The organism is Microbulbifer marinus (assembly GCF_900107725.1).
GTDB lineage: Bacteria > Pseudomonadota > Gammaproteobacteria > Pseudomonadales > Cellvibrionaceae > Microbulbifer > Microbulbifer marinus.
This window is the reverse complement of the sequence record NZ_FNQO01000001.1, coordinates 876,905-902,793: the sequence shown is the minus strand read 5'-3', so window position 1 is coordinate 902,793 and position 25,889 is coordinate 876,905. Positions and strand designations below refer to the sequence as shown.

The following is a 25,889-nucleotide window of genomic DNA, read 5'->3' as shown; positions in this document are numbered from 1 at the left end:
TTTGAGTACTAATTTCCGTGTCGAACGCAGAAGTCGTACTCGTGATGGTTTCTTGGAGAGACTGGTATGGTAGTAACCGGAAGGGGAGGATGGACTCAAAACACGCTTTAGCGTGTTTTGACCCTGCGGGCTCACTGCGTTCGGTCTCAACTCGCTGGCGCGAGTTGATCGAACCTGGGAGGTTCGTCCACCGCCCGAACACCACAAATAAAAAAGCCCCATCCTTTTGGATGGGGCTTTTTTATTTGGCGCGCTCGGGAGGATTCGAACCTCCGACCGCCTGGTTCGTAGCCAGGTACTCTATCCAGCTGAGCTACGAGCGCGTTGTGGCGTCGAACTTTAGGGAAACGGCGCGCTCCAGTCAATGTTTTTGTAAAAATATCTAGATAAATCAGCGGCTTAGTGGATATCCGCGGACACATGCTGGCAGGGTGAAATTTTGGCGCCTCACTCTGATTGAATGTTGTACTTCCCGGCGCTGTGTTGAGTAAATCGCGGCCTACTGCTCCGCGCACTGCGACCACTCTCCAGCATTGATGGCGAGCCACAGTTCCGCCGTGGCGATCGCATCCCCCAAGGCATCGTGGGCGGCAACGTCCGGGAGGCCGTAGCGGCGCCGGCACTGGAACAGGCGCAGGGCGCCGGTGGGAATGGCCTGGTGGGAATTGAGCAGCCGTCGCGATTCCAGCTGCATGGTGTCTTCAACGGGCATCAGGAGGGGAGCGCCCCAGAGTGATTTGCAGGCGCGATTGAGGAAGCCCATATCCAGCTGCGCGTTGTGGAATACGAGCACACTGCCGGCGATTGCTTCCAGCAGGCGGGGGAGTACTGTTGCCAGTGGTTCGCCCTGTTGCAGCTCGCTGTCTGTCAGCTGGTGATAGATCGCACTTTGCCCGACATCTTTTTCCAGCCGGACCTTATAGTGGCGGGCTGTTGCCAGCAGAATGGCCCCGTGTTCGATGGCGACCCAGCCGATGCTGGCAATTTCATCCTGCTCGGGAGATAGGCCGGTGGTTTCCAGGTCCACAACGACGTAGCGCGTGTCCGCGAGGCCGTTGGCGGGCAGGGGTGCTGCGAGCGCCCGGCACAGGGCCGGGTGACGGGCGCGATCCCGCCACCACCAGCGTTGCAGCGCCAGCCACAGGTACCGGGGTCCGTACACGGCTCAGAATCCCTGCCGGAAATGGCTGCGCAGTGCCTCCTGCGCATCGTGTACCACCGTAAAGGCGTCCTTCAGGTGCTTGCGCTCCAGGTCTGGCAACTCGTCGGGATTCAGATAATTGTTGGCGCTATGACCGGCGGAAACCTGCCGGCACTGGTTCTCGACGCGAATCTGCTGGATGGTGTCGTAGGCGTCCTGCAGGTTGCGACCGTCACCGATGGTGAGCACGCGGGCATCCACCAGTTGCTGCAGCCGCTCGCGCGTGTTCACCGCGGGAATGCCGTGGGCCAGCGCGTGGACGCGGGCCAGGTCGACGAGCGGCATTACCCCCCGTTTCTTGATATCGAATTCGTCGCGGTGCTCGCCGTTGCGCTCGACAAGAAAGCGGCGAAATATCCCGAGCGGTGGCGTCTGTTCCAGCACGTTGGCTGCCAGTGCCGCCTGGAAGATGGAGTCCCGCCGGGTCCGCGCCAGCATATGGCGCTGCAGCTGGTCGCAGAGGCGGGCGTCCCCGTAGACGCTGCGCAAGTCGAAAAAGATCGACACGCGCATCACGGCCTCCGGCGTCGGGGAGAAAGCCCAGTCGTCCACGGTGCGGCGCCACTCTGACAGAGGCTGGCGCCAGCGTTCGGTGGTGGCCATCACCTTGCCATTGCAGTAGGGGTAACCGCAGGCATTGAGCCCGTCGCAGACAAAGGTGGCCAGCTGGCGAAACCAGTCCAAATCCGCCGCGCTGGCGCGGTTGTCGATCAGCAGGCCATTGTCCTGGTCGGCGCCGATCAGCTGTTCCCCGCGCCCCTGGGAGCCGAAGCCGAGCCAGCAGAAGGGCACCGGAGCCGGCCCGAGCCGCTCGATGGCCAGCTCGATGAGCCGGCAGGTCACCGCGTCACTGATCGCCGTGAGCACGCGGCTCAACTGGTGCGCGCGCATGCCGCCCTGGATCGCCTGCACCATCAGGGCAGGCAGTGAGGCGGTGATCGCCGCGAGGCTCTGCAGGTCCTGCTGGCGGGATAGGTGCTGCACCAGGTAAACCGGGTCATTCTGCCGCGCCAGCATCAGGTCCGAGGAGGTGATGATGCCGACCACCTTCCCCTGTTCCTGCACGGGCAGGTGGTGGATGCCCTCGCGGGTCATCATCAGCACGGCATCGAAGACGCTGGCATCGAGCTCGATGCGCTTGGGCTGGGGGCTCATGATGTCGCGGATGGCGTTTTGCAGCGGCAGTCCCTGGGCCAGGGCGCGGCTGCGCAGGTCGCGGTCTGTGACGATGCCGAGCAGGTGTTCGCCGTCTTTGACCAGCAGCGAGGAGACCCGCCACTCGGTCATTGCCCGCGCCGCCTCCTGCAGCGAGGTGTGCGGCGGCAGCGACAGCGGATTGCGGGTGACGTGGTTGGCCAGCGGTTGCGCCAGCAGGTTGCTGTCCGGGCGATAGCGGGCGGCCCGGCGCAGGCGGCGATTGCGTTGGCTGTGGAAATGGCGGTCGAAGTCGCGGAACTGTGCCCGCAGCGCCTCGTAGGAGGCCCGCGGCAACTGGTAGAGCAGGGTATCTTCGATGGTTTCGGCCACCACACCCTCCGACCCGACATCGAGCCCGTGGATATTGAAGCTTTCCCCCTCGCCCAGCCGATCCAGCAACTGCTGGTCGCCACTGCGGAGTTCGACGGCCCCACTACGCACGATACGCAGCGCATAGGGGGCGGAACTGGCGCGGATCTGCTCACCCTTGCGCAGGTAGGTGATCTGGATTCTGCGCGCCGTGTCCTGCTGCGTCGCCTCCGGCAGGTCGCCGAAAGGCAGGCACTCGCGCAGGAACGCCGCCACCGACTGGATTTCCGGCAGGTTGGGATCTGCATTCATGGGCGGGGCTCCTCCTCGCACACTTTTACGGCCATGCTACGCGATTGGAAAGGTCGGGACGATTAGACTTTGGTGAAAGTCCAGCCTGTATCGCCGCGCAGTTTCGCAAGTCTCCGCAGGACTCGTGCAACCCCAGACCTCTGTCGTGATGGCCTGTGCCAATGACCACCTTTTGTATTGGCGGGGGAATTCGTATGATGGCGGCCCCAATCCGAATCCCAATCCCAATCGAGGGTCCACTGCGGTTATGAGCGAGACCGTCAAGCTTACCGAATACAGTCACGGCGCCGGTTGCGGCTGTAAGATTTCTCCTGCCGTGCTGGATGTGATCCTGCAGAGCCAGCTGCCCACCGAGCCGTGCGCGGCCGGTGAGCGCCTGCTGGTGGGCAACGGCTCCCGCGACGATGCCGCCGTATACGATATCGGCGGTGGGCAGGCGGTGATCAGTACCACCGATTTCTTTATGCCGATCGTGGACGATCCGTTCGATTTTGGCCGCATCGCCGCGACCAACGCCATCAGTGATATCTATGCCATGGGTGGCAGGCCGCTGATGGCCATTGCCATTCTGGGGTGGCCGATCAATGTGCTGCCGGCTGAGGTCGCCCGCCAGGTGGTGGACGGCGGCCGTCAGGCCTGCCGCGAGGCCGGTATTCCGCTGGCGGGGGGCCATAGCATCGACGCGCCGGAACCGATCTTCGGCCTGGCGGTGACCGGCGCGGTGGCAATCGATCAGCTCAAGCGCAACGACACTGCCCAAGCGGGCAACCGGCTCTACCTGACCAAGCCCCTGGGCGTGGGGGTGCTGAGCACCGCGCAGAAACAAAAGAGGCTGCAGCCGGAACACGGCCACCTGGCCCGCGACAGCATGTGCCTGATGAATAGCATCGGTGCTGAACTGGCGCAGATCGACGGCGTGCGCGCGATGACCGATGTCACCGGCTTTGGTCTGCTGGGGCACTTGACGGAAATGTGCGAGGGCAGCGGCCTCCGCGCCCGGATCGAATTTTCCGCGGTGCCGGTGATCGAGGCGGCGCGGCATTACCGCGCGCTGGGCTGCGTGCCGGGAGGCACCGGGCGCAACTTTGATAGCTACGGCCACAAGGTGGGGCCGCTCGGGGAAGAACAGCAGCAGCTGTTGTGCGACCCGCAGACCAGCGGCGGCCTGTTGCTGGCAGTCGCTCCGGAGGCGGAGGCCCGGGTGCAGGCACTGTTGCGCCGCGACGGCTTCGGCACCGAACCGATCGGTGAACTGCTGCCACAGGACGGTGCGTCGGCGCTGATTACGGTGGTGTGAGGCCTGCTGCCTGAGGAAATTGAGGGCAGGGCCGATGACCGCGCGCGCCGGTATGCATAAGCCGGCGCGTGGAGGTCAGGCGGGCTGCTCGCGGTTAGCGCGGCATCATTTCAATCTGGTTTTCTTCCCGGTCCAGAATCAGGTAACGGGAGAGATCCTGCCCCTGCATCAGGTCATTCGCCATCTTGTTCAGCAGCGGCTCGGCCTCTTCGGTGGTCGGCGCTTGGCCGTTCTCCCCGTTTAGGCCGGCGATCAGGATCATGTTCCAGCTTGTGTCGATCCCATCGGCTTCGGTGACGAAGTCGGCAAAACTGGTGAGCTCCTCCGGCAGCTTGTCTACACACATCACCGGGGTGATGGCTCCCTTGGCGGTGGATTTCTTCGGGTTGTTGTTGCGCTCTGCCTTTGCCAGCAGGAACAGCAGTCTCTGCGGCTGGGGCTGGTTCTGGGCGGCACTGATTAGTTTCTGGAAGTTGGATTGCATGGGCTTCCCCGCTATTTGACTCGCGGCAAGCATAGTCCTCATCGCCGCGGTTGTATTGATCTCGATCAAGTGAATTGTGGCACCGACCGCGGTAATCACACGCGGTGACTATATGGTGTCTGGCTCCGCAGTCGCGGACTTGACGGGCCTGGTCTGGATCTCAGATACGATTTCCCTACTTTCCTGGCCCTTTCCCTAGTGGCGGTCCTGATTATGTGGCTTTCCGGGCAACGATAAAAATCGATCCTTTCCGCGGCTGCCACTCTAGATCAAGGTTAAAGCCTGCATCGACCAGTTTCGATACGAAACCCTGCCGGCTGAAACGATTCACATAAGGTGCGAGGTTCACGAGCTGCATAACGGGAATCAACCATCTCCAGAGGACGCTGATTTCATCGATCAGCGCGGTGCTGGATACGAAAATGCCTCCCGGCCTTAACAGTTCGTGCACGCGTGTGATTGTGACATCCACATCCTCTAGGAGATGGAGGACGTTGAGGCCCAAAACGGCATCAAAGCTTTCTGCTTGCAGATCGAGGCTATCCAGTGTGCCTTGGTGGAAACTGATATTTTCAATCCCGGCAGCTTTCCTCTTCCGATCAGCAATATCCAGCATCTTGTCCGATATATCGGTGGCGACAATATGCTTGACGTGGGGTGCGTGAATCATTGCCGTACTGCCGGTGCCGCAGCCGAACTCCAGGACAGACCAATCTGGGCGGAAGTACTCCTGTGTGATTGCTAATTTCTTTTGGTAGGTTTTCTCATCCTGAATCTTGCTTTTGGCGTAACGAGGTGCGGTCTTGTCCCAAAACGCTTTCGAATCCTTCATTTGTCCACCCTTCCTTTGATGTCATGACTAATTGCATCCGTGACTCACACATGGCGATGCCAACTGGTACAGCCTGGCCTGGTTATGTGCCGAACGAGTGCGATGAAACGAATCACCGTATCCACATATAAAAGTACCTGTAACGTTGGCAGCGACGGCCAACTTGTTATACCCAGTGGTTACCTTTTGAAAGTGCTCAGACCAGTTAGCCAAATTACAGGCGTATCCTCTGGAGTCAATCAGACCAGCAGTCAGTGACCGAGCATCGCGAGAAACTCGGCAATCTTGCGATTGAGCAATTCCGGCTCTTCTTGCCCGAGCCAGTGTCCGGCCTTGAGCACTTCATTGATACGCAAGTCACTGCAGCGCTCGTGCATGTCCAGGCCGATGCTGTCGGCGTAGCGGTTGGTCCAGTCCTTGCTGCCGGTCAGGTACATCGCCGGTACGGTGATAGTGTGGCCATCTTGATCGGCGGTGCGCTGCCAGGTGCGTTCGAAGTTGCGGTACCAATTGAGTACCGGCTCGAAGCCGTGGCGCTGGTAGCGGCTGGTAATGTAATCGAGGAATTCCTGCGGCATATAGTCCGGGCGCCGTTCCGGCATGGTGATCCGCTCCAGCAGGCCCTGGTCGCCGGCCTTTTGCCCGAGCAGATCGAAGTGGCCGGTGAGGATGGCTTCCAGTGATTTGGCCTTGTCGCGGTTCAGGGCCTCGTGGGCGGCGGCGTTCTGGAAATCGAGAATGTAGAAATAGTTATCGCCCATCTGCCGTTTCAGTGCGCTCAGGGTATCGGTCTGCCCGCGCCCGAACCAGGGCACGCTGAGGCCGCCGACACCCTTGATGCGCTCCGGGTGCAGCCAGGCGGTATGCCAGGCGACGATACAGCCCCAGTCGTGGCCGATGATCACACCCCGCTCCTGGTCGTAGGCATCGAGCAGGCCGATCACGTCTGCCGCCAGCTCCACCGTGTCGTAGGCGGCCACGTCCTCGGGGGCATCGCTGTCGCCGTAGCCGCGCATCTCCGGTGCTACGACCTTGTAGCCCTGGTCGACCAGGAACTTGATCTGCGGGCCCCAGCTGGCCCAGCACTCGGGAAAGCCGTGCAGCAGGAATACCAGCGGGCCTTCGCCGGCCTCGGCCACATTCAGGTGGATGCCGTTGGTGGCTACGCGGCGGAACCGGATTCCGTACTGGTCCAATCCGTAGGGCAATTGCTGGCGCATCGCTGCTCCCATCGTTTTTGTTCTTTTCCACTGGTTCCGGTCAGGGTAATCGTTTGTATCGATCGGCAAAAGTCTGGCGTGGCGACAAGGTAGCGGTGCGGTTGCCACTCGGTTCCAACTCAGGTCCCTTTAGGCGGTAACGGCAGAAGCGGGCGGGGTGGCCAACCGCGAGTCTCTCTCCCGAAGCGGCCCTCGGCAAATCCTGACCCCGCCTAACATTCGGCAAGCCCGCTCAGTTCGGAGCCGAATATTCTTCAATCTCCCCGGCGGAAGTGACTTGCGAATTAATAATATTCGTAATAATGTCTGATTTACCTAATTTAAATCCGAAAAGGTTGCCCAATGTTAAACTCAGTTTCGTCGCTGGATCGCACGGATATCACCATCCTGCGGGTCCTCCAGGCCGAGGGGCGGATCAGCAATGTGGAATTGTCTGATCGCGTGCACCTGTCACCGCCGGCCACGCTGGCGCGGGTCAGGCGGCTGGAAGAGGAGGGCTATATCAGCGGTTACGCCGCGATGCTCAATCGGGAAAAGCTGGGCCACGACAACCTGGCCCTGATCGAGATTGCGCTGGAGCTGCACCAGCACGAACGCATCGCCGAGGTACTGGATCGTCTGGTGGCCATGCCGGAAGTCCTCGAGTGCTATCACGTTACCGGTGAGTACGACTACATGATCAAGGTCTCCACCGTGAACAACCGCGCACTCGACCACTTCATCGCCACGCGGTTGATACCTCTGCCGGGCATTGCCCGGATCCATACCAGCATCGTGTTGAAGGCCCTGAAGCAGACAACGCAGCTGGACTTGCCGGAACCCTAGATGGGTCGCACATATGTGGCTCATCGGATTAATAACGATAAAAGAGGCACATATGTGGGAATCTAAGAACATCGAAACCAATACCATCCACGGTGGTAAGAAATCCCAGGGCGAACACGGACCGCTGTCGACGCCGATCTACCAGACTTCAACTTTCGTCTTCGACGACGTACAGCAGGGCGCGGACCGTTTTGCCGGCGACGCCCAGGGCCATATCTATTCCCGCCTGGGCAACCCGACCGTCGATGAGCTCGAAGCCCGCATGGCCGTGCTCGAGGAAACCGAAACGGCGGCCGCTTTCGGCTCCGGAATGGGCGCGGTTTCCGCGGCGATTTTCGGCCTGCTGAAAGCCGGCGACCACCTGATCACTTCCCACCGCCTGTACGGTTGCACCTTTGCGCTGTTCAACCATCAGCTCCCGGCGTTTGGTATCGAAGTCAGCTTCGTGGACCTGGCCGACGAGCAGGCGGTGCGCGCGGCCATCCAGCCGAATACCAAGGTGATTTACGGCGAGACGCCGATCAACCCGTGCCTGACAGTGATCGACCTGAATAGCATCGCGGCGATCGGCCAGGAGCACGGCATCATCACCGTGATCGATAACACGTTTATGTCGCCGATCCTGCAGCGCCCGGCAACCCACGGCATCGACCTGGTGCTGCACTCCGCGACCAAGTACCTGAACGGCCACGGCGACGTGGTGGCCGGCATCCTGTGCGGCCCCCGTGAATTGATCGACCATATCAAGATGACCACGCGCAAGGACATGGGTGCGGTGATGAGCCCTCACGATGCGTGGCTGGTGATCCGCGGCCTGAAAACCCTGCACCTGCGCGTGCAGCGCCACTGCGAGAATGCGCAGGTGGTGGCCGAGCACCTGCAGGGCCACAGCGCGATCGAAAAGGTCTATTACCCCGGTCTGCCGGATCATCCCGGATACCGCCTGCTCGGCACGCAGATGCACGGCGCCGGTGGCGTGATGGCCTTTGAGCTGAAGTGCAGCTTTGAGCAGGCGGTGGCGTTTATCAACCAGCTGAAGATGTGCAAGCGCGCGGTCAGCCTTGGCGACGCCGAGACGCTGATCCAGCACCCGGCATCCATGACGCATTCCACCTATGCACCCGAGGAGCTGGCGGAAGCGGGCATTTCCCGCACGCTGATTCGGCTCGCAGTAGGCCTGGAGAATGCCGAGGACATCATGGCGGACCTGGATCAGGCCCTGGCCAGTATCCTCTGATCGCCAGCCGGATTACTTCTGATAATAAAGAGATCGCCATCGCAGGGAGCCTTGGGCTGCATTGGACACGAGTTCAGTGGTGCCCGGGTGCCGACTGCGATGCGGCTTTTCCGATAAAAACTGAACCGGTAATTGCGCATTGTGAATATGCAAGTCAGTCCGCAGGACTTCATTGGGGATCAGGATTTAGAGCTGCAGGAATGGCTGGAATCGCTGGACGACATCCTGCGCTACCAGGGCGCTGATCGTGCCCAGGAGATATTGCGGTCGCTACAGGAGCGCCTGGTCAGGCGCGGTGTGCAACTGGATCAGGCACCGCTGAATACGCCCTATAGAAACACGATACCGCTTTCCGAACAGCCGGCTTATCCAGGCAATCTTGATATGGAGCAGCGGATCGAAAATATGATTCGCTGGAATGCCATCGCCATGGTGCTGCAGGCCGCCGATAGCGGTACCGGTGTCGGTGGTCATATCGCCACCTACGCCTCGGCCGCCACTATGCTCGAAGTGGGTTTTAATCATTTCTTCCGCTGCCGCGACGCGGACTACGGTGGTGATCTGCTCAATGTGCAGGCCCACGCGGCCCCCGGCATTTACGCGCGCGCGTTTCTGGAGGGGCGGCTCAGCGAACAGCAGTTGCGGAATTTCCGCCGCCAGTTGCAGCCGGGTGGCGGCCTGTCGTCCTACCCGCATCCGCGGCAGATGCCGGAATTCTGGCAGGCGCCCACCGCTTCCATGGGGCTCTCTACACCCTCCGCCATTTACCAGGCCCGCTTCGCCAAATACCTCGAATCCCGGGGACTGAAACCGACCAACGGCGGCAAGATCTGGAACTTTATTGGTGACGGTGAGGCGGACGAGCCGGAAGTGCTGGGTACCATCAATATCGCCGCGCGGGAAAACCTCGACAACCTGGTGCTGGTGGTGAACTGCAACCTGCAGCGCCTCGATGGCCCGGTGCGCGGCAATGGAAAAATCATCCAGGAACTGGAGCGCAGTTTCCGCGGTGCCGACTGGCAGGTGATCAAGGTGGTGTGGGGCAGCGGCTGGGACACGCTGCTGCAGAATGATCGCAACGGCGTGTTGCAGAAACGCATGGACGAAACCCTGGACGGCGACTACCAGCTGTACTCCACCAGGCCCGGCGGCGCCCAGCGCGAGCACTGGGTGGAAAACTCGCCGGAACTGCAGGCGCTGATGAGCAGCCTGACCGATGACGAGGTCCGCGAGATCAAGCGCGGTGGCCAGGACCCGAAAAAGATCTACGCCGCTTTTGCCCGGGCCGCGCAAAGCACCGGCAAGCCGACGGTGATTCTGGTCAAGACGGTCAAAGGGGACGGCCTGGGCGAATCGACCCAGGGCAAGAATACCGCCCACCAGAAGAAGCAGTTTTCCGCCGACGAGCGTATCGGTATCGGCAGGAGGCTCGGCATTCCACTCGCGGACGACGACTTGGCGCAGGCCGGTTTCTATCGCCCGGCGGAGGACTCAGAGGAAATGCGCTACCTGCGGGAAAAGCGCCGAACGCTCGGTGGCGGTATGCCGTACCGGCGGGTGGACTGTGTACCGCTGAAGGCGCCGGACAGTGCACTGTTTGACGAATTCTATAACGGCAGCGGCGATCGCGCCCTTTCCACCACTATGGCGGTGGTGCGCATGACGGCCAAGCTGATCAAGGACAAGGGCGTCGGCAAGTACATAGTGCCGATTGTCCCGGATGAGGCGCGCACTTTCGGCATGGAGGCGCTGTTCCGCGAGGCCGGCATCTATGCCCCCGGTGGGCAGAAGTACCTGCCGGTGGACGCCGACAGCCTGTTGCCGTATCGCGAGGCGGCGGACGGGCAGATCCTGCAGGAGGGCATCTGCGAGGCGGGTGCCATGGCTTCCTTCCTGGCCGCCGGCACCGCCTATGCGAACCACGGGGTACCGACGATACCGCTGTATATCTTCTACAGCATGTTCGGTTTCCAGCGGGTGGGAGACATGATCTGGGGCTGTGCCGACAGCATGTGCCGTGGCTTCCTGCTTGGCGGCACGGCCGGCCGCACCACGCTGAACGGCGAGGGCCTGCAGCACCAGGACGGCCACTCCCACATACTGGCGTCGACGGTGCCGAATATGCGCAGCTACGACCCGGCCTTTGCCTACGAACTGGCGATACTGCTGCGCGACGGTATCGAGGTGATGTACGAGCGGGGCGAGCCGGTCTTCTACTACATCACCGTCTACAACGAGAACTACCCGATGCCGGCGTTCCCTGCAGGGGAGCAGGCGCGCATCGAGGAGGGAGTGAAGAAGGGCATTTACCTGTTCCGCCCGGCGGACGATGCCGAAAGCGAACAGCCGTCGGTGCAGCTTTTCGGCAGCGGCAGCATCATGCAGCAGGTGCTGGAAGCCCAGGCACTGCTCGCCGATCGCGGTATCTCTGCGGATGTGTGGAGCGTGACCAGCTACACGGAGCTGGCGCGGGATGCGGAGAGGGCAGAGCGCCTGAGGCGGCTGCAGCCCGAAGAAGAACACACCTCCTATCTGCAGCAGGTGCTCGGTTCAGTGGCCGGCCCGATAGTGGCATGTACCGATTACATGCGCGCACTGCCGGCGAGCATCGCGCGTTGGGTGCCGGGATCCTATGTAGTGCTCGGGACCGACGGCTTCGGGGTTTGCGAATCCCGGCACCACCTGCGCAAGTACTTCGAGGTGGACGCCTCCAGTATCGCCTACGCCGCGCTGGCGGCACTGTGTGAGCAGGGCGAGATCAGCGCAGACAGGCTCCACTCGCTGGGCAATGAGCTGGGTGTTCATGATGGATTTCCCCGTGCGGCAGAAAGGGAGTTTCTCGGCGAGGCACAGGCCTAGGCGGAGCCGTTATCGAAGGCTGCTCGGTACTGGGTCAATACCCGCTCGGCGGCCGATAGTCTAGGTAGGCCCGCGTTTCGCCAAGGCAGCCGCGCAGTGGAAAAATGTCATGCGTCGCGGGCCTATTTGGGTCTGTCCGGCCGGGTGTGCTGGAGGCCGCAAATTTTTGTTTACACCACCCCAGGAGCGGAATAAATTACGCGCGAGATCCCTGGTGGGCCTGTTTGCGGCCCGTCCCCCCAAGGCTACTCCCCACAGCCGCGTTGGCCCGTCCGGGCCGCAGGCCCGATTGACATCCTGAGATCATCCAGACGGGTCACATGCTCAGCTATCGCCACGGTTTTCATGCCGGCAATTTTGCCGACGTGCTGAAGCACCTTGCGCAGGTGGAAATCCTTCTCTACCTGCAACTGAAAGACAAACCCCTCGACTATATCGACACCCACGCCGGGGCCGGCCTTTACCGCCTGCGCGACGGTTTGGCGGTAAAGAACTGCGAATATGCCAATGGCATTGGCCGCCTGCTGCCAAATGGTCCCGACCTGCCGGCATTGCGGCCGTACCTGGAGCGGGTCCTGGCGCACAACGGGGATGGCCGCTTGCAGATATATCCGGGCTCGCCGGCCATCGCCTGTGGACTGCTGCGTCCGCAGGATAAGGCCTGGTTATACGAGCTGCATCCGACCGATATCGAACACCTCCGTCGGGCCTGTGCTGGCCGGAATGTGTATGTCCGCGGTGAGGACGGCTTCAAGGGACTTGCGGCGCTACTGCCGACACAGTCCCGCCGCGCGCTGGTGCTCATCGATCCGCCCTATGAGCTGAAACACGATTACCGGCGCGTGGTCGACGCGCTCAAGCTTATTCATCGGAAAATGCCTGCCGCCACCGTGGCACTCTGGTATCCGGTGGTCGAGCGCAAGCGTATCGACCAGCTGGAGCAGCAGATCATCGCTTCGGGTATTCGCTGCGTCGAGCAGTTCGAATTGGGCATCCGCGCCGATACCAATGGTCTCGGCATGACCTCCTCCGGCATGATCGTGGTAAACCCGCCCTGGACACTGCGCGCTACCATGGAAGGGCTACTGCCGCCTCTGGCAAGGCTGTTCAGCGAGGATGGTCGGGAGCATCTGCGGATCCAGAGTCTGGTCGGAGAATAGTCGGTAGGTTCCCGGCCGGTTGTCCGACCGGGTCTGACGGAAAGGGCCGTCAATACTTCATCAGCACCGGATATTTCAAATACGCCTGGTCGTAATAGGGGCTGCGCTGGTAGAAGAAATCCAAACGCGCGCGGGGATCCTCGGCAAATGTCTTGTCCTGCAGGCGCTTCTCAAAATCTTGCTTTAGCGCGGGATCCTGCTTCAGCATCTGCTCAGCCAGCGGTACCAGCGCATAGGGTTCGTAGTATTCGGTGCGCTGGAATATCTGGTTGAAGAATCCCCACTGGAAGAAAGAATCCGGTCCGCGCGGATCCAGCAGGGCCACGGCCAGGCGCCCCAGGGGCTGGTCAGTACTGATCTTCACATAGTTGTCGAGCGGTACCTCGACCTGGTCCTCGTTGAATTCGCCACTGACGCGGAAGTGGCCCTCGAACGGGCTGTCCGCAAATTCGTGGTTGTCGACGGTAAACCGGGTCAGCTTGGCTGCCTTCCGCTGTGGCTCGCCGACTTCGATGCCGTGGGCTTTCAGGCGCTCCAGCACCAGTGTTTCGCTTTTCGGCAGGTAGAACGCCTCGGGCACTCGTACTTCCACCGCTTTCACGTTATCGACAAACACTGGCAACGCGGGGTAGTCCTTGGCTTCACCGAGCCAGACGACCCGCTCGGCGCCGGTGATCGGGTTCTTTTCTTTCCTGTAGGCAATGCCCTTGAAGGGCTCTTCAGCATATACGGAAAGATCGGGCTTTTCATTGGCTTGCCACGCAAGTACCTGGTTTTGCGGACGGCGCTGCCGATCGCTGGCGATGGCATTGCTGATCTTCTCTCCGTCCTCCGCCAGTGCCTTGAGTGCGGCCTCAATCAATACGTAGGTACCCAGCACCCGCTGCCGATAGGGTTTCAGCGAATGGTTTTCCACCAGCACTGTGGGGGTGTGGCGCAGATCGCCGAGGCCGTTGGAGAAACGCGGGCTGGCAGTCCAGTGGCTGATGCCGTCGGCAAAGTTCTGCGAGTTCACGCCGAAGATCAGCGGCCCGGGAATATGGCCGGCGGCGCTAATAGCACCGTCGAGCCTGTTCTGCAGGCTGGACTCCAGCCACCGGGCGATGGCCGGTGAGTCGCTGGCGAAAGCGCCGTTGTAGCCGAAGGTGATGTCGTACTGGTAATCCTCGCCATCGGTCACGTGGATATCCAGATACAGCTCCGGCTGATAAGTGTTGATCACCTCCATCACCGCGCGCAGCTCCGGGGTATCGAGCTTGGCGTAGTCGCGATTGATGTTCAGGTTGTTGCTGTTGGTGCGCCAGCCGGCATTGTCCGGGCCGCGCTGGTTCATGCGGGTATAGGGCCCGGCGCGCTCGTGGCCGTCAACATTGAGGATCGGGATAAGCAGCAGGTTCGCGCGCTCGATCAGTTGGCGCAGCGCCTGATCGCCGTTCACATAATCGCGCAGCAGCATCAGGCTCGCGTCCTTGCCGTCGATCTCGCCGGAATGAATGCCCGCCTGCACCAGCAGTGTCGGTTTGCCGTTGGTCTCGGGATCGCTGCCGTCTGCGGTCAGGGTCACCAGCTGCACTTTGCGCCCGCCGGCCGAAGTGCCGATATCTTTGGTTTTGATATCCGGGCTGGCTGCGGCCAGGCGATTGATGAAAGCGCGGGTCTGCTGGTAATCCGGTGTGGTGCGAAAACCACTGCCCTCCGCCGGCGTCACCCAGTCACCGTCGCGCACAATCAGCTGCTCGGACTCTCCCTGCCAGGGAATCAGTTTTGGCAATGGGGCCTGTAACTGCGCGGCACTATAAGCTGACTGCGAGACCAAAATCGCGGTGGCCAGCATACACTGGGAGAAGAGGGGAGAGCTTGCGCACTTAATTCTTTTTATCATGAAGGATCGTTTCCAGAATACAGCGGGTAACAAATCTTAAAGCTTAAGCAGCTGCATGATATTGAAATTACGCATGCAGCGCATCAATAGCGTATCCCTGTGCAGCATCGCATTCTTTACTGACAGCACTCCGATTACGAAACCGTCTCGGAGACGTCCTTGGGCATTACCTGTTTTCCCAGTTTCTTTCAAAGAGAGCGCCGGGGGGCAGCCGCTATTGCTCGGGACCTTCGGAAAACTGTTCGAGTGCTTCGATAGCGTGGCATGCATAGACGACACTGGTACCACCACCCATCAGCACGGCCACTGCCAAGGCATCGGTAATCTCCTCTGCTGTGGCGCCGGCTTCAAGGGCATCATTTGTATGGTGTGCAATACAGTCGTCGCAATGTGTGGCAACACTGATTGCCAGCGCGATAAGTTCCTTTGTTTTGGCGTCGAGAGCGCCCGAGGCCATGGATGCTGTATGCAGCTGCCAAAACGCCTTCATCACAGGAGGGCTTGCGGAAGACAGGTTGGCGGACAGCTTCTCGAAACTCTTCAACCTGTCGGGATAGGATTTGCATCTTGCAGAATTTTCGCTCATGGCTTCCAACCTCTCTGTGATGTGAGTCAGCTTGAGCCAGTGAGCGTGGCGGGTCCAGAAAAGAGACCGGCGCAGCGTGAAAAATTGGCGTCAGTTTTTGCTGAGAATTCGGCAGAGCTTTGGAAGGGGGAGCGCCGATATAGAGGCGAAGTGGCGGGGTCTGGAGCGAGTGCCCGGCTCCCAGATGGCGCGGGCGCCACTTGCCGTGCGAAGGACGCCCAATCGAACTAATGAATTTCAGGATTGACCCAGGTCGCTGAGTATGTCGAGCGAGCGCGAATCCGGCTGTCCGTCGTAATATTTTTCCAGCACCCGATCAAATACGCTGTTTTCATCTTCTGCGGCGGAAAACAGGGTCATCGAGGATCTGAGCTTGATATCGTCGGGGCTGCCCATGATTTCATGCGCCGATCTGCCTTCCACCTGCAGCAGTTGCGCGCAGCATTCTTTGAGCCGGCGGCCGAGTAGCGGGTGCTGCAGGTAGGCCCGCGCCTCGTCGAGGTTCTGTATCGCATAGCGCTGCGCCATGGCACTGTGCCCGAGGCCGGCGATCTGCGGGAAGATGTACCACATCCAGTGCGAGCGCTTTCGCCCGGCGCTCAGCTCCGCCAGCGCGGCATCGTAGTTGTGACTCTGGGCGTCGACAAAGCGTTGCAGGTTAAATGGGTCGCTCATTTCCGTTGGCTCTCGAGAATTTCCAGCGTGCGGGTGTCCACCTTGCCCTGAAAGTACTTTTCCAGCACCTGGTTGAAGATACTGTGACCGCCTTCGGCGACGGAAAACAGGGTCATCGATGATTTGACTTTCATATCGTCCGGACCATCGAAAATATCGAATGCTGTCAGACCTTGCAACTGCAATAATTGCCGACAGCACCCCCTGAGCCGCTCGCCGAGAACCGGGTGCGCGAGATAGGCCCGCGCCTCGTTCAGCCCGGTAATCGCGTAGCGCAGCGCCATATCGTTGTCCCGCAGCCCCGCGACCTGAGGAAAGATATACCAGATCCAGTGCGAGCGTTTCTTTCCTGCGGCTAGTTCCGTCAGTGCGTATTCATAGCTCTCGCTCTGGGCGTCGAGGAAGCGCTGGAGATTGAAAGGATCGTTCATTTCGATGACTGAGCGGATATGGCAGCAGTATTGCACTGGGCGAAGTGATGTATAAAGCCTAGACAATGATGTTGCCCCGCTCCAGCACGCGCGGATCCCGATTGGGTAAGTGGCGCCCGGTGAGAGGACACAAGCGCAAAGGTGAAGCCTACTCGGGCAGATGCCAGCCAAAAGTTTCTATCAATGACAGGAAGCACCCCCGCGGTTCTGCGACCAGCTTCAGCCGTTCACCGGTCACCGGGTGGTCGATCTCCAGGCGCAGTGCGTGCAGCAGTAACCTGCCGCATTGGTAGTGCTCGGCAAAGAAATGGTTGTGGCTTGACTTGCCGTACTTGGGGCAGCCGATCAGCGGGTGGTGAATATGCTTGAAGTGACGGCGTATCTGGTGGCGGCGGCCAGTCTTCAGCTGAATTTCCACCAGCGAGTAGCGGCTGGTCGGATAGCGGTCGACGGCGTAGGGCAGCTCGACTGTGCCCAGACGGCGAAAAATCGTAACTGCGTCCTGGCGTGGCAGGTCGGCCTTGGGGCGTTTGCGCTGGTGCTTGAAGTCGGCGACCGGCGGCAATGGATAATCGATAACCCCTTCCTCCGGACAGTAGCCGCGGCAGACGGCGATATATTTTTTTACCGATTCGTCGCTTTCCAGCTGTGCCTGCACTTGTGCGGCGATTTCACCACTCTTGCCGAAGACGATGACGCCGGAAGTGGGTTTGTCGAGCCGGTGGATTGGGTACAGGTGGCAGCCGACCAGGTCGCGCAGGTACTGCAGCAATATACGACTTTCGTGACGATCGATTTCGGAGCGGTGCACTAGCCAGCCCTCGGGCTTGAAGGCCGCAATGAGGTAGTCGTCTTCAAAAATGATTTCAGGGTGCATGCTCTTCCGTTTCGACGGCTAATCTAAGGCTGAAAATATTATATGGTGCGTTCGACTTCCGTTCACGGATGTTTTTCAAGAGGTTGAAACAGGAAAAAGAAAAATCACGTCAATCCACTATTTTTTTGTTGACATTTGTTGGGCTCTGTTTAGACTCGCCACAACTTTCAATAACTCTCCAATTCGCTGTGGTCCGCAACCACGGCAGCACATGAAAAAGGAGTCATAAAATGCGGTATCAACCAGTAAAAAGTCGGTTTATCTAAACACCTTTCATGTGCTCGCGCTTGAAAGGTAGCAACGCCTTTCAAGCCAGAACTCTTTGAAGCCCTGGCTAATGCCAGGGCTTTTTTATTTCCGGCCTTGGAAGGCGACTCTTATAAAAACGTGGAGTAATCCAGGGATTCGTTATGCCTGTAAAAATGGTACTGAACAGCAATGCGCCGCCAGGAACCGTGCCGGTAAAAATTTACACCGAAGAGGTGGAGCCGGCGGCATTGCAACAACTGAAAAATATCGCCCAGCTTCCGATAGTTCACTCGCACGTGGCGGCCATGCCCGATGTGCATCTCGGCAAGGGGGCTACCGTGGGATCCGTGATCCCCACCGTCAGTGCGATTATTCCCGCTGCGGTGGGAGTGGATATCGGCTGTGGCATGAACGCGGTGCGTACGTCGCTGCACGCAAACCAGTTGCCGGACAACCTGAAGCCGCTGCGGGATGCCATTGAGGTGAAAGTCCCCGTGGGCTTTGGTCGTCACAAGATGATTAACGCCCGGGAAGCTGCCTGCAAACATCTTGCTCCCGGTGCGGAGAGGTTGTTCGACAAGCATCCGGAGTTGCTGAAAAAGCTGCGCCAGCCGCAGCAGACCTGGGTGACGCAGCTGGGAACACTCGGCGGCGGCAACCACTTTATCGAGATCTGTATTGATGAGAGCAATGCGGTCTGGGTGATGCTGCACTCCGGCAGCCGCGGCATTGGCAACGCCATCGGCCAGCACTTTATTCAGCTGGCGCGCAAGGATATGGCCGGGCACATGCACAACCTGCCGGACCGGGATCTCGCTTATTTCAGCGAAGGCAATAGCCACTTCGATGATTATATCGAGGCAGTCAACTGGGCCCAGGAGTACGCGCGAGTAAACCGCCAGGAGATGATTAAGCTGGTGCTTGGCTGCCTACGCGAGCATCTGCCCGAGTTCACCCTGACGTCCGAGGCAATCAACTGCCACCACAACTATGTGGTGCGGGAGCAGCACTTCGGTCGCGATGTGTTCGTGACACGCAAGGGAGCGATTAGCGCACAGCGGGACCAGCTGGGAATCATCCCCGGCTCCATGGGCGCCAAGTCGTTTATCGTGCGCGGCCGCGGCAACGCCGACTCCTTCTGCTCCTGCGCCCACGGCGCCGGACGGAAGATGAGCCGCACCGCCGCCCGCAAGCGCTTTACTCGCGGGGATCTGGAGGAGCAGACCAGAGGTATCCAGTGTCGGAAGGACAGCGGCGTGATCGACGAGATCCCCGCTGCCTACAAGGATATCGATCAGGTGATGCAAAACCAGTCCGATCTGGTGGACGTTGTGCATACGCTGCGCCAGGTTATTTGTATAAAAGGTTAAGGAGGAGCCGCGCATGGGCGTGGATTTCAAACATGGACGTCAAACTGGCAGAAGAAATCATCGCGTGCTTGCCGCAGGGACGCATCAAGTACTTCTACTTTAAGGACAGGTATGCCCTGACGTTGTTGGGGCACTACTGCAACAGTGGCAGGCCCGTTGGTGCGCTGCGTCAGAGCCATATGCGGCGCCTGCTCGACAAACCGCTGGTACGGGAACTACTGGGTTCCTGTGGTGATGGGATAGCGCGCCCGGAAGTGTTGTCCAGCTATTGGCCGGAGCGTTTCCACTGCTACACCCTGAGCCTGGGCCTCTGGGGCAGTGAGCGCAAGAGCAGCTGGTACCAGACATCGAGGGCGGGGCGCAACCTGGTTCTGCAGCTGAACTTTTCCAATGAGCACGACAGGCTCTACCGTAAATTGAAAGTCGACGCCGACGCTTCGCCGTTTGGTTTCGCCGGCCACCCGACCAGCAAGTTACGTAATACCCTGGCCTGGTCCCGGATCGACCTGGACCTGGAGTCGGATACGGCGCTGATTGAAGAGGTCCAGAACGACTGGCTGCGGGAAGCATCCTGGCTGTTCAGACACGCGAAACAGTGCCTGGCTGCAAAGCCAGGCCCGCGTAGGCGGCGCTGGTGCGAGACTTTCTCACCGGAACAGACGGTGGAATATTTCGAGAAAGCCATAGCTCCTCACCTGGGGCACTGGTCGGAAGCAATGCTCGCGGCAACGGTCGAGTTTTTACTGACGGAGATAGGCATTCACAGGATCTTCTACCACAGCTGGGAGACCGGTTGTAAGGTGAAAAACTGCCGTCCGCCAAGGTCCGTTTATTCGACGCTGCCGGAAAAGTTTTGTTTCCGGCGCGTTTCCAGTGGCCCACAATTTCTGTACGACGACAAATCTTCGAGGAGGAAGATGAGAAAGATAGGTAATCAGCAGTGGTATTTATTGGATTTTACTGAGGAGCTCCCTAGCAATGAAAAGCAACAAACCGCGCAATCGTATTGCGCTTAACCCTCTTCTTCGCAAGGGGGGCGTCCATGTCAGGGCCAAGTCCGGCGAGCGGTTCGCCACGAAACAGAAAATGTTAAAGGCAGCGCGGGAGTGGAAAGGCTCCCGCGATTTTTTGCGGTTCTTACAATGGTGCCCGTAGGGTGTGCCGCGCGCCCCAAAAGGGGCATTAATCCGCATCGACCCTGATGTGGTGCGCACGGTGCACCCTACGGCACATATTCCGGGTTAGGGCCAGCCCGGTAGTGGCTCGATGTAGACCCATCGCTTCTTGTGCAGCTTGAACAGCGAAACCTCGTGCATCTCGTGTTCGATATCGTTTTGCAGATACCACGCCTTGAATTCCACGATCGATTTCTTAAGCCCCTGCTTGCTCCGGATGACTTCCAGCCGGGTCCACTGGTTCTGCAGGTCGTCGGCATCCAGCTCCGGGCAGGTGGCCGGATCCCAGGTCTTGCGCAGATAGGGCAGGTTGCCGGTGGCGAAAGCGCTGAAACGACTGCGCATCAATGCCTCGGCAGTGTTGGGATAGGCCTGGCCGGACAGATACAGGTTGCAGCATTTCTCGAAGGATTTGCCGGAGCCGCAGGGGCAGTTTTGTTCAGGCATGGTTGCTTTGTTGATTACGGGCTTTGGCGGCATTTTACTTCCGCTCCCGGGTTTGCGGGAGTCTTTGTATAGCTCGTTCTGCACCTGTGCCGCCCAAGGCTATCGCTTTCTGTCGGGCGTGGCTGTGTCAGCCCCATGCTGCTCGAGGGCAACGGGTAGTCGCCGCGGAGGCACCGTCCCGACCGTATGGTCGCTTTTTTTCCCTGTCATCTCAGGCCATTTTCTTGACCCCGTTCCCCAAATCGCTAACATACCGTCTAGTTGGTTGGTTTTGACCATAAATGTCCGGGAGGTCAGATGTCCAAGGTCGATAAGGAGGCCATCATCCGTGCCGCCGAAGAGGTGGTGCGGGAAAAGGGCGCGCGCAAGCTCACGCTCGATGCGGTGGCGGCGCAGTGCGGCCTGAGCAAGGGGGGGCTGTTGCACCACTTTCGCACCAAGCAGGCGCTGCTGCAGGCGATGCTGGAATCGTCTATCGCCTGCGAATCGGAGTTGGCCGCGGAATATGCGGCCAAGGGCGGCGACAGCGGCGGCCCTCTGGCATCCCGCATTCATTCCATGTTCGCCCTGATGGAGGACGAGGAAACCCTGCCGCGTGCCTTGATCGCCGCGGTGGCCGAGGATCCGGCACTGCTGGAGCCGATCAAGGCCAAGGAGGCCAAAATCCGCGACGAACTGGGCGGGAAGTGCAGTGATCCGGACCTGGCGCTGCTGCTGTTGTTCGCCACCCGCGGCCTGTTCCTCGGTCGTGTACTCGGCGTGATGGAGCCCGGTGACCCTATTTTCGAGCGCCTGCGCAAACGTCTGCTGGAACTCTCAGCGGATCTCGACTGACTCTCCTGTCGATTCCTGTAATCCCAAATTCGAGTTTCTGGGAAGTGAATATGAAATTGTCCGCTAATGTCCGTTTCCCCTTAATTGCGCTGCTGGCGGTTGCCGCGGCCGTCGCCGGTTGCTCCGATTCCGGGGCTGGCGAGGAGCAGTCAGAGCGGCAGTGGCCGGTAAAAATCGCCACTGTGTCCAGCGATGGAGAAATCAGCCAGCGTCAGTTTGCCGGGCGGGTCAAGGCGGTGCAGACCGTTGACCTGTCCTTCCAGGTCGGCGGCAAGCTGGACCAGCTGCAGTTTCGCGAGGGCGAGATAATCCCCAAGGGCAAGTTGATCGCGACACTGGACGACCGCGACTTCCGTCGCCGGGTCAAGGAGGCGCGCGTCAATCTCGAACTGCTGGAGAAGACCCTGGCGCGCCAGCGGTCCCTGGCGGAGCGCAGTGTGATTTCCCAACAGCAGCTGGATGAGACCGAGACCAGTTACAACCTGGCCAAGGTGACGCTGGAAAAGGCGGAGCAGGATCTCGCCTACACGAAACTGCGCGTGCCCTTCGACGCGCTGGCAACGCGTCAGCTGGTGGAGAACTACACCAACGTGCTGCCCGGTCAGGGCATCGTCCGTCTGCAGAATGTTTCCGAAGTGCGAATTCAGGTTTCGGTGCCGGAAAAACTGCTGGCAACGGCGAGCCGGGAACGGGTGCAGTCCATCACCGCAACATTTGAATTCCTGCCCGGCCATGAATTCCCGCTGGAATACCGCGAGCACCAGGCGGAAGCGGACAGCGTAACCCAGACCTATATCGTCGAGCTGGGTATGCCGCGCCCGGAGAATGTGCAGATACTACCGGGCATGACGGCGCGCGTGAATCTGAAACTCAACCATGCACAGGGCGACCTGTGGGTGCCCCTGTCCGCGGTTCAGAACAGCGCGGACGGCTCTCCTTTCGTCTGGCTGATCAACGACGATCAGTCGGTATCCAGAACGCCGGTTGAGCTGGGGCGTACCGATGGCAGCGTGGTGCAGATCACCGCAGGCCTGCAGCCGTCGATGAAAATGGTTGCCGCCGGTGGCCAGCACCTCTATGAAGGGGCCAAAGTGCGCAATTATGCGCAGCAGTCCGTACAGTAAATTTGCCGGCCACTGATAAGAGTGGGGAAGTATCGTGAAGATTTCTGATGTATTTATCGAGCGACCGGTCTACAGCTGGCTGCTGATGCTGATCTGCCTGGTCGGTGGCCTCTGGGGGTTGGCCGATATCGGCCGCCTCGAGGATCCGGCCTTTACCATCAAGGAAGCCCGCGTCTTTACCGCCTACCCGGGCGCTAGCGCGCGGCAGGTGGAAGAGGAGGTGACCGAAAAGCTCGAGGTTGCCATTCAGCAAATGGGGCAGCTGAAGCGCATTTCATCGACGTCCCGCCCGGGCATGTCGGAAATCCGTGTGCTGATCGACGACCATTACGCTTCCGCCGAACTGGCGCAGGTGTGGGACGAGCTGCGCCGCAAGGTGCGCGATGCGCAGGCGCGGCTGCCCCGCGGCGCGATGGAATCCGTGGTCAATGACGATTTCGGTGAGGTCTTCGGTATCTACTACGCCGTGACCGGTGACGGCTTTTCCCTGACCGAGATGCGTGACATCACCAAGGCGATCCGCCGTGAGCTGCTGACTGTGGATGGTGTCGCCAAGGTATCCCGTTCCGGGGTTATCGATGAGGTCGCCTATCTCGATATCGATGAGGCGCGCCTCGCGCATTTCGGCTTTTCTCTCGACGATCTGGCGCAGGTACTGCAGTCGGAAAGCGCTACCCAGCAGGTTGGCGAGATCGAGGGGCGGGATCTGCGCACCCGGATCGTGCTGAACAACCAGGCCAGTGACCTGGAGTCGATCCGCAACATCCTGGTCGGTGTGCCCGGCTCCACCGCGATGCTGGCGGTGCGGGACATTGCCGAGGTCTCCCTCGGTTACGACGAAAACCCGAACTTTATCGCTCGCTTCAATGGCAAGCCTGCGATCCTGATCGGTGTTGCCGGCGCCCAGAACACCAATATCGTGGATGTGGGCAAGGCAGTCGAGGCGAAGCTCGCCGAGCTGGCGCAGGGCCTGCCACTGGGTATCGAGATTCATCCGGTCTATGAACAGCATCGCGTAGTCGAGGGAAGTGTCGACGGCTTCCTGTTCAACCTGGTCTCCTCAATAGTGATCGTCACTCTGGTGCTGTGCGCGTTTATGGGCTGGCGTTCCGGGGTTGTCGTCGGCACAGTGCTCGGCCTGACGGTGCTGGGCACGGTACTGATCATGAACCTGCTCGGTTTTAACCTGCAGCGGATTTCCCTCGGCGCACTGATTATTGCCATGGGTATGCTGGTGGACAACGCCATCGTGGTTGCCGAGGGCATGCTGATGGGGGTGCAGAAAAAAGAGTCACCGCAGCGTGCTGCCGGCCGCGTGGTGCGCCAGACTTTCTGGCCGCTGCTGGGCGCGACCATTATCGGCATCATGGCATTCTCGGGCATCGGTCTGTCGAGTGACGCTACCGGTGAGTTCCTGTTTTCGCTGTTCGCGGTGATTGGCATTTCCCTGCTGCTGAGCTGGGTGCTGGCCATTACCGTCACGCCGTATCTCGGCTACCACCTGTTCAAGCCGGCCAAGGACGCGGAATCTGACGATCCGTACGGTGGGCGCTTTTACCGGATGTATGGGCGCGCACTTTCCGGGGCGCTGAATCACCGCGGTCGCACAGTTGCATTGCTGGTGGCGGTGACCCTGCTCAGCTACTTTGGCTTCGGCTTTGTCAAACAGGGCTTCTTCCCGAATTCCAATGCGCCGCTGTTTTACGTGAATTACTTCATGCCCCAGGGCAGCGACATTCACCGCACGGAGAGCGCCTTGCAACAGGCGACGCAATTCATGCAGGCGCAGCAAGAGGTGGTCTCGGTAACCTCGGTGGCGGGGCGCGGCGCCGATCGCTTTATGCTGACCTACGCACCGGAGCCACCGAACCCTTCCTATGGCCAGTTGATCGTACGCACGGAAAACCGCGAACAGATCGTGGCGCTGATCGAGCGGGCGGAAAAGGAACTGCGCAACGCGCAGCCGGAAGCGCTGATCACTTTCAAGCGATTGGTATTCGGCCCTGGCGGCGGGGCGGATGTGGAAGTTCGAATTTCCGGCCCTGACTTCAATACGCTGCGCGCTATGGCCGGTGATGTGGAAGACCTGTTCCGCAACAAGGGACTGGAAGATATTCGCCACGACTGGCGCGGGCGCGAGCCAACCATCCGTGCGCATCTCGACGACGAGCGGGCGCGGGTGGCGGGTGTAACCGGTGCCGATATCAGCCGCACGCTGCAGTTCGCCACAGCCGGCTACCGGGTCGGCGGCTTCGAGAGTGGCGATCGCATTATTCCCATCGTCGCGCGCCTGCCGCAGGGCGATCGCAATCAGGTGGGCTCGCTGCAGGATCGCCTGGTGTGGAGCCCGAACGAACGCGGTTATATCCCCGCCGGACAGCTGGTGGAAAAATTCGAAACCACGGCGGAAGAGGGGCTGATCCAGCGTCGCAACCGCGTGCCGACCATCACCATCAGCGGTGATGCCCCGGAAGGGGTTACGGCAATGGCGGCCTTCGCACGCATTCGAGCGGAAGCCGAACAGCTGTCGCTGCCCCCCGGTTACCGGCTGGAATTCGGCGGCGAGTACGAACGCTCCTCCGACGCGCAGAAGGCGCTGGGCAAGGGCCTGCCGCTTGGCTTCCTGATGATGATCCTGATCTCGGTATTGCTGTTCGGTACCGTAAAGGAGCCGGTAATTATCTGGTTGGTGGTGCCCATGTCGCTGGTGGGCGTAGTGATTGGCCTGCTGGTTTCCGGCCTGCCGTTTGGCTTTATGTCGCTGCTGGGGGTGCTCAGCCTGTCGGGCATGCTGATCAAGAATGCGGTGGTTCTCGTTGATGAAATCGAGGCGCAGACCCACGCCGGCCTGCCGCGACTGACCGCGATTCAGCAGGCCAGTGTCAGCCGTTTGCGCCCGGTATTCCTCGCCGCGGTGACCACCATTCTCGGCATGTCGCCGCTGTTGTTCGATGCGTTCTTTGCCGATATGGCGGTGACCATTATGGGCGGCCTCGGCTTCGCAACGGTGCTGACGCTGATCGCAGTGCCGGTGCTCTATGCGATTTTCCACAAGGTCCGCACGGACGAAGTGGCAGCGGGGGCGGGTGCCCGGCAACTGGGCCGAGTCCGGCAGGAGTCCCCGGAGCCGGCATAGGCGTTCACGGAGCGTAGAGCGGGGCGGGCGTCGGTGGTAACCTGCGGCCGTCCCGGCGTGACAGCGGCGGGCAACAGGCCATTTCAGAATAACTGGCGGCAGCCGCCGCTTACGTGAAAAACATTTGCTCTGTTTGCAGCCGCGCGAGCGCGCCTTCGAATAATTTCCCC

At 60.2% G+C, this 25,889-nt stretch carries 21 protein-coding genes and 1 tRNA gene; 10 read left to right on the top strand and 12 right to left on the bottom strand.

Annotated elements, in window-relative coordinates; all coding sequences use genetic code 11:
• Positions 1-246: 246 nt before the first annotated feature.
• From BLW36_RS03935 to BLW36_RS03925, 3 genes are all read right to left on the bottom strand, one after another.
• Positions 247-323 (bottom strand) — tRNA-Arg (locus BLW36_RS03935).
• A gap of 176 nt (positions 324-499) precedes the next feature.
• Positions 500-1,162 (bottom strand): exonuclease domain-containing protein, encoded by a 663-nt coding sequence (locus BLW36_RS03930; RefSeq protein ID WP_091385364.1) that lies wholly within the window; start codon positions 1,160-1,162, stop codon positions 500-502.
• Between the two features lie 3 nt (positions 1,163-1,165).
• The gene (locus BLW36_RS03925) at positions 1,166-3,019 is read right to left on the bottom strand and encodes a putative nucleotidyltransferase substrate binding domain-containing protein (RefSeq protein ID WP_091385362.1); all 1,854 of its coding nucleotides are present in this window, start codon (positions 3,017-3,019) and stop codon (positions 1,166-1,168) included.
• 247 nt (positions 3,020-3,266) lie between these two features.
• On the opposite strand from BLW36_RS03925, the gene selD reads away from it, so the two are divergent.
• Positions 3,267-4,316 (top strand): selenide, water dikinase SelD, encoded by a 1,050-nt coding sequence (gene selD, locus BLW36_RS03920; RefSeq protein ID WP_091385360.1) that lies wholly within the window; start codon positions 3,267-3,269, stop codon positions 4,314-4,316.
• 94 nt (positions 4,317-4,410) lie between these two features.
• On the opposite strand, the gene BLW36_RS03915 is transcribed toward selD, so the two are convergent.
• The 3 genes from BLW36_RS03915 to BLW36_RS03905 form a co-directional block, all read right to left on the bottom strand.
• Positions 4,411-4,800 carry a ribonucleotide reductase subunit alpha gene (locus tag BLW36_RS03915; protein WP_091385357.1) on the bottom strand — a complete coding sequence of 130 codons (390 nt, stop codon included), beginning with the start codon at positions 4,798-4,800 and terminating at the stop codon, positions 4,411-4,413.
• A gap of 211 nt (positions 4,801-5,011) precedes the next feature.
• The gene (locus BLW36_RS03910; RefSeq protein ID WP_091385355.1) at positions 5,012-5,632 is read right to left on the bottom strand and encodes a class I SAM-dependent methyltransferase; all 621 of its coding nucleotides are present in this window, start codon (positions 5,630-5,632) and stop codon (positions 5,012-5,014) included.
• A 251-nt stretch (positions 5,633-5,883) separates the two neighbouring features.
• Positions 5,884-6,852, bottom strand: coding sequence for an alpha/beta fold hydrolase (locus BLW36_RS03905; protein ID WP_170833109.1), 969 nt, complete (start codon positions 6,850-6,852; stop codon positions 5,884-5,886).
• Positions 6,853-7,194: 342 nt separating this feature from the next.
• Between BLW36_RS03905 and BLW36_RS03900 the strand changes: the two genes are divergently transcribed.
• The 4 genes from BLW36_RS03900 to BLW36_RS03885 all read left to right on the top strand — a co-directional run bounded on the left by BLW36_RS03900 (position 7,195) and on the right by BLW36_RS03885 (position 12,933).
• Entirely contained in the window at positions 7,195-7,677 is a 483-nt protein-coding gene (locus BLW36_RS03900) for an Lrp/AsnC family transcriptional regulator (RefSeq protein ID WP_091385351.1), read from the top strand.
• 52 nt (positions 7,678-7,729) lie between these two features.
• Positions 7,730-8,914 (top strand): methionine gamma-lyase, encoded by a 1,185-nt coding sequence (megL, locus tag BLW36_RS03895; RefSeq protein WP_091385349.1) that lies wholly within the window; start codon positions 7,730-7,732, stop codon positions 8,912-8,914.
• A 147-nt stretch (positions 8,915-9,061) separates the two neighbouring features.
• Positions 9,062-11,773 (top strand): pyruvate dehydrogenase (acetyl-transferring), homodimeric type, encoded by a 2,712-nt coding sequence (gene aceE / locus BLW36_RS03890; RefSeq protein ID WP_091386929.1) that lies wholly within the window; start codon positions 9,062-9,064, stop codon positions 11,771-11,773.
• 320 nt (positions 11,774-12,093) lie between these two features.
• Positions 12,094-12,933 (top strand): 23S rRNA (adenine(2030)-N(6))-methyltransferase RlmJ, encoded by an 840-nt coding sequence (locus BLW36_RS03885; protein ID WP_091385347.1) that lies wholly within the window; start codon positions 12,094-12,096, stop codon positions 12,931-12,933.
• 49 nt (positions 12,934-12,982) lie between these two features.
• On the opposite strand, the gene BLW36_RS03880 is transcribed toward BLW36_RS03885, so the two are convergent.
• The 5 genes from BLW36_RS03880 to BLW36_RS03860 form a co-directional block, all read right to left on the bottom strand.
• Entirely contained in the window at positions 12,983-14,704 is a 1,722-nt protein-coding gene (locus BLW36_RS03880) for a M14 family metallopeptidase (RefSeq protein WP_211567129.1), read from the bottom strand.
• A gap of 325 nt (positions 14,705-15,029) precedes the next feature.
• Positions 15,030-15,401 carry a carboxymuconolactone decarboxylase family protein gene (locus BLW36_RS03875; protein WP_211567128.1) on the bottom strand — a complete coding sequence of 124 codons (372 nt, stop codon included), beginning with the start codon at positions 15,399-15,401 and terminating at the stop codon, positions 15,030-15,032.
• 237 nt (positions 15,402-15,638) lie between these two features.
• Positions 15,639-16,076 (bottom strand): DUF1810 domain-containing protein, encoded by a 438-nt coding sequence (locus tag BLW36_RS03870; protein WP_091385343.1) that lies wholly within the window; start codon positions 16,074-16,076, stop codon positions 15,639-15,641.
• Positions 16,073-16,507 (bottom strand): DUF1810 domain-containing protein, encoded by a 435-nt coding sequence (locus BLW36_RS03865; RefSeq protein ID WP_091385341.1) that lies wholly within the window; start codon positions 16,505-16,507, stop codon positions 16,073-16,075. The genes BLW36_RS03870 and BLW36_RS03865 overlap by 4 nt, the downstream gene beginning before the upstream one ends.
• A 148-nt stretch (positions 16,508-16,655) precedes the next feature.
• Positions 16,656-17,384 (bottom strand): pseudouridine synthase, encoded by a 729-nt coding sequence (locus tag BLW36_RS03860; protein ID WP_091385339.1) that lies wholly within the window; start codon positions 17,382-17,384, stop codon positions 16,656-16,658.
• Positions 17,385-17,794: 410 nt separating this feature from the next.
• On the opposite strand from BLW36_RS03860, the gene BLW36_RS03855 reads away from it, so the two are divergent.
• Both BLW36_RS03855 and BLW36_RS03850 read left to right on the top strand, forming a co-directional pair.
• A complete protein-coding gene (locus tag BLW36_RS03855) occupies positions 17,795-19,003 on the top strand; it encodes an RtcB family protein (RefSeq protein ID WP_091385337.1) in 1,209 nt (402 codons plus the stop codon).
• A gap of 32 nt (positions 19,004-19,035) precedes the next feature.
• Entirely contained in the window at positions 19,036-20,019 is a 984-nt protein-coding gene (locus BLW36_RS03850) for a hypothetical protein (RefSeq protein ID WP_091385335.1), read from the top strand.
• 225 nt (positions 20,020-20,244) lie between these two features.
• On the opposite strand, the gene BLW36_RS03845 is transcribed toward BLW36_RS03850, so the two are convergent.
• Positions 20,245-20,625, bottom strand: coding sequence for a YchJ family protein (locus BLW36_RS03845; RefSeq protein WP_091386926.1), 381 nt, complete (start codon positions 20,623-20,625; stop codon positions 20,245-20,247).
• 297 nt (positions 20,626-20,922) lie between these two features.
• Between BLW36_RS03845 and BLW36_RS03840 the strand changes: the two genes are divergently transcribed.
• The 3 genes from BLW36_RS03840 to BLW36_RS03830 are packed head-to-tail and all read left to right on the top strand — an operon-like array spanning position 20,923 to position 25,719.
• Positions 20,923-21,459 (top strand): TetR/AcrR family transcriptional regulator, encoded by a 537-nt coding sequence (locus BLW36_RS03840; RefSeq protein WP_091385333.1) that lies wholly within the window; start codon positions 20,923-20,925, stop codon positions 21,457-21,459.
• 50 nt (positions 21,460-21,509) lie between these two features.
• Positions 21,510-22,583, top strand: coding sequence for an efflux RND transporter periplasmic adaptor subunit (locus BLW36_RS03835; RefSeq protein WP_091385330.1), 1,074 nt, complete (start codon positions 21,510-21,512; stop codon positions 22,581-22,583).
• A gap of 34 nt (positions 22,584-22,617) precedes the next feature.
• The gene (locus BLW36_RS03830) at positions 22,618-25,719 is read left to right on the top strand and encodes an efflux RND transporter permease subunit (RefSeq protein WP_091385327.1); all 3,102 of its coding nucleotides are present in this window, start codon (positions 22,618-22,620) and stop codon (positions 25,717-25,719) included.
• Positions 25,720-25,889: the final 170 nt, after the last annotated feature.

Bases quoted from the DNA above. Each gene is read 5' to 3' on its own strand.
- BLW36_RS03915 (WP_091385357.1), bottom strand. From the start codon at position 4,800: ATGCAATCCAACTTCCAGAAACTAATCAGTGCCGCCCAGAACCAGCCC.
- BLW36_RS03840 (WP_091385333.1), top strand. From the start codon at position 20,923: ATGTCCAAGGTCGATAAGGAGGCCATCATCCGTGCCGCCGAAGAGGTG.
- BLW36_RS03925 (WP_091385362.1), bottom strand. From the start codon at position 3,019: ATGAATGCAGATCCCAACCTGCCGGAAATCCAGTCGGTGGCGGCGTTC.
- selD (WP_091385360.1), top strand. From the start codon at position 3,267: ATGAGCGAGACCGTCAAGCTTACCGAATACAGTCACGGCGCCGGTTGC.
- BLW36_RS03865 (WP_091385341.1), bottom strand. From the start codon at position 16,507: ATGAACGATCCTTTCAATCTCCAGCGCTTCCTCGACGCCCAGAGCGAG.
- BLW36_RS03900 (WP_091385351.1), top strand. From the start codon at position 7,195: ATGTTAAACTCAGTTTCGTCGCTGGATCGCACGGATATCACCATCCTG.
- BLW36_RS03835 (WP_091385330.1), top strand. From the start codon at position 21,510: ATGAAATTGTCCGCTAATGTCCGTTTCCCCTTAATTGCGCTGCTGGCG.
- BLW36_RS03870 (WP_091385343.1), bottom strand. From the start codon at position 16,076: ATGAGCGACCCATTTAACCTGCAACGCTTTGTCGACGCCCAGAGTCAC.
- megL (WP_091385349.1), top strand. From the start codon at position 7,730: ATGTGGGAATCTAAGAACATCGAAACCAATACCATCCACGGTGGTAAG.
- BLW36_RS03875 (WP_211567128.1), bottom strand. From the start codon at position 15,401: ATGAGCGAAAATTCTGCAAGATGCAAATCCTATCCCGACAGGTTGAAG.
- BLW36_RS03845 (WP_091386926.1), bottom strand. From the start codon at position 20,625: ATGCCTGAACAAAACTGCCCCTGCGGCTCCGGCAAATCCTTCGAGAAA.
- BLW36_RS03860 (WP_091385339.1), bottom strand. From the start codon at position 17,384: ATGCACCCTGAAATCATTTTTGAAGACGACTACCTCATTGCGGCCTTC.
- BLW36_RS03910 (WP_091385355.1), bottom strand. From the start codon at position 5,632: ATGAAGGATTCGAAAGCGTTTTGGGACAAGACCGCACCTCGTTACGCC.
- BLW36_RS03855 (WP_091385337.1), top strand. From the start codon at position 17,795: ATGCCTGTAAAAATGGTACTGAACAGCAATGCGCCGCCAGGAACCGTG.
- BLW36_RS03905 (WP_170833109.1), bottom strand. From the start codon at position 6,852: ATGCGCCAGCAATTGCCCTACGGATTGGACCAGTACGGAATCCGGTTC.
- BLW36_RS03885 (WP_091385347.1), top strand. From the start codon at position 12,094: ATGCTCAGCTATCGCCACGGTTTTCATGCCGGCAATTTTGCCGACGTG.
- aceE (WP_091386929.1), top strand. From the start codon at position 9,062: ATGCAAGTCAGTCCGCAGGACTTCATTGGGGATCAGGATTTAGAGCTG.
- BLW36_RS03850 (WP_091385335.1), top strand. From the start codon at position 19,036: ATGGACGTCAAACTGGCAGAAGAAATCATCGCGTGCTTGCCGCAGGGA.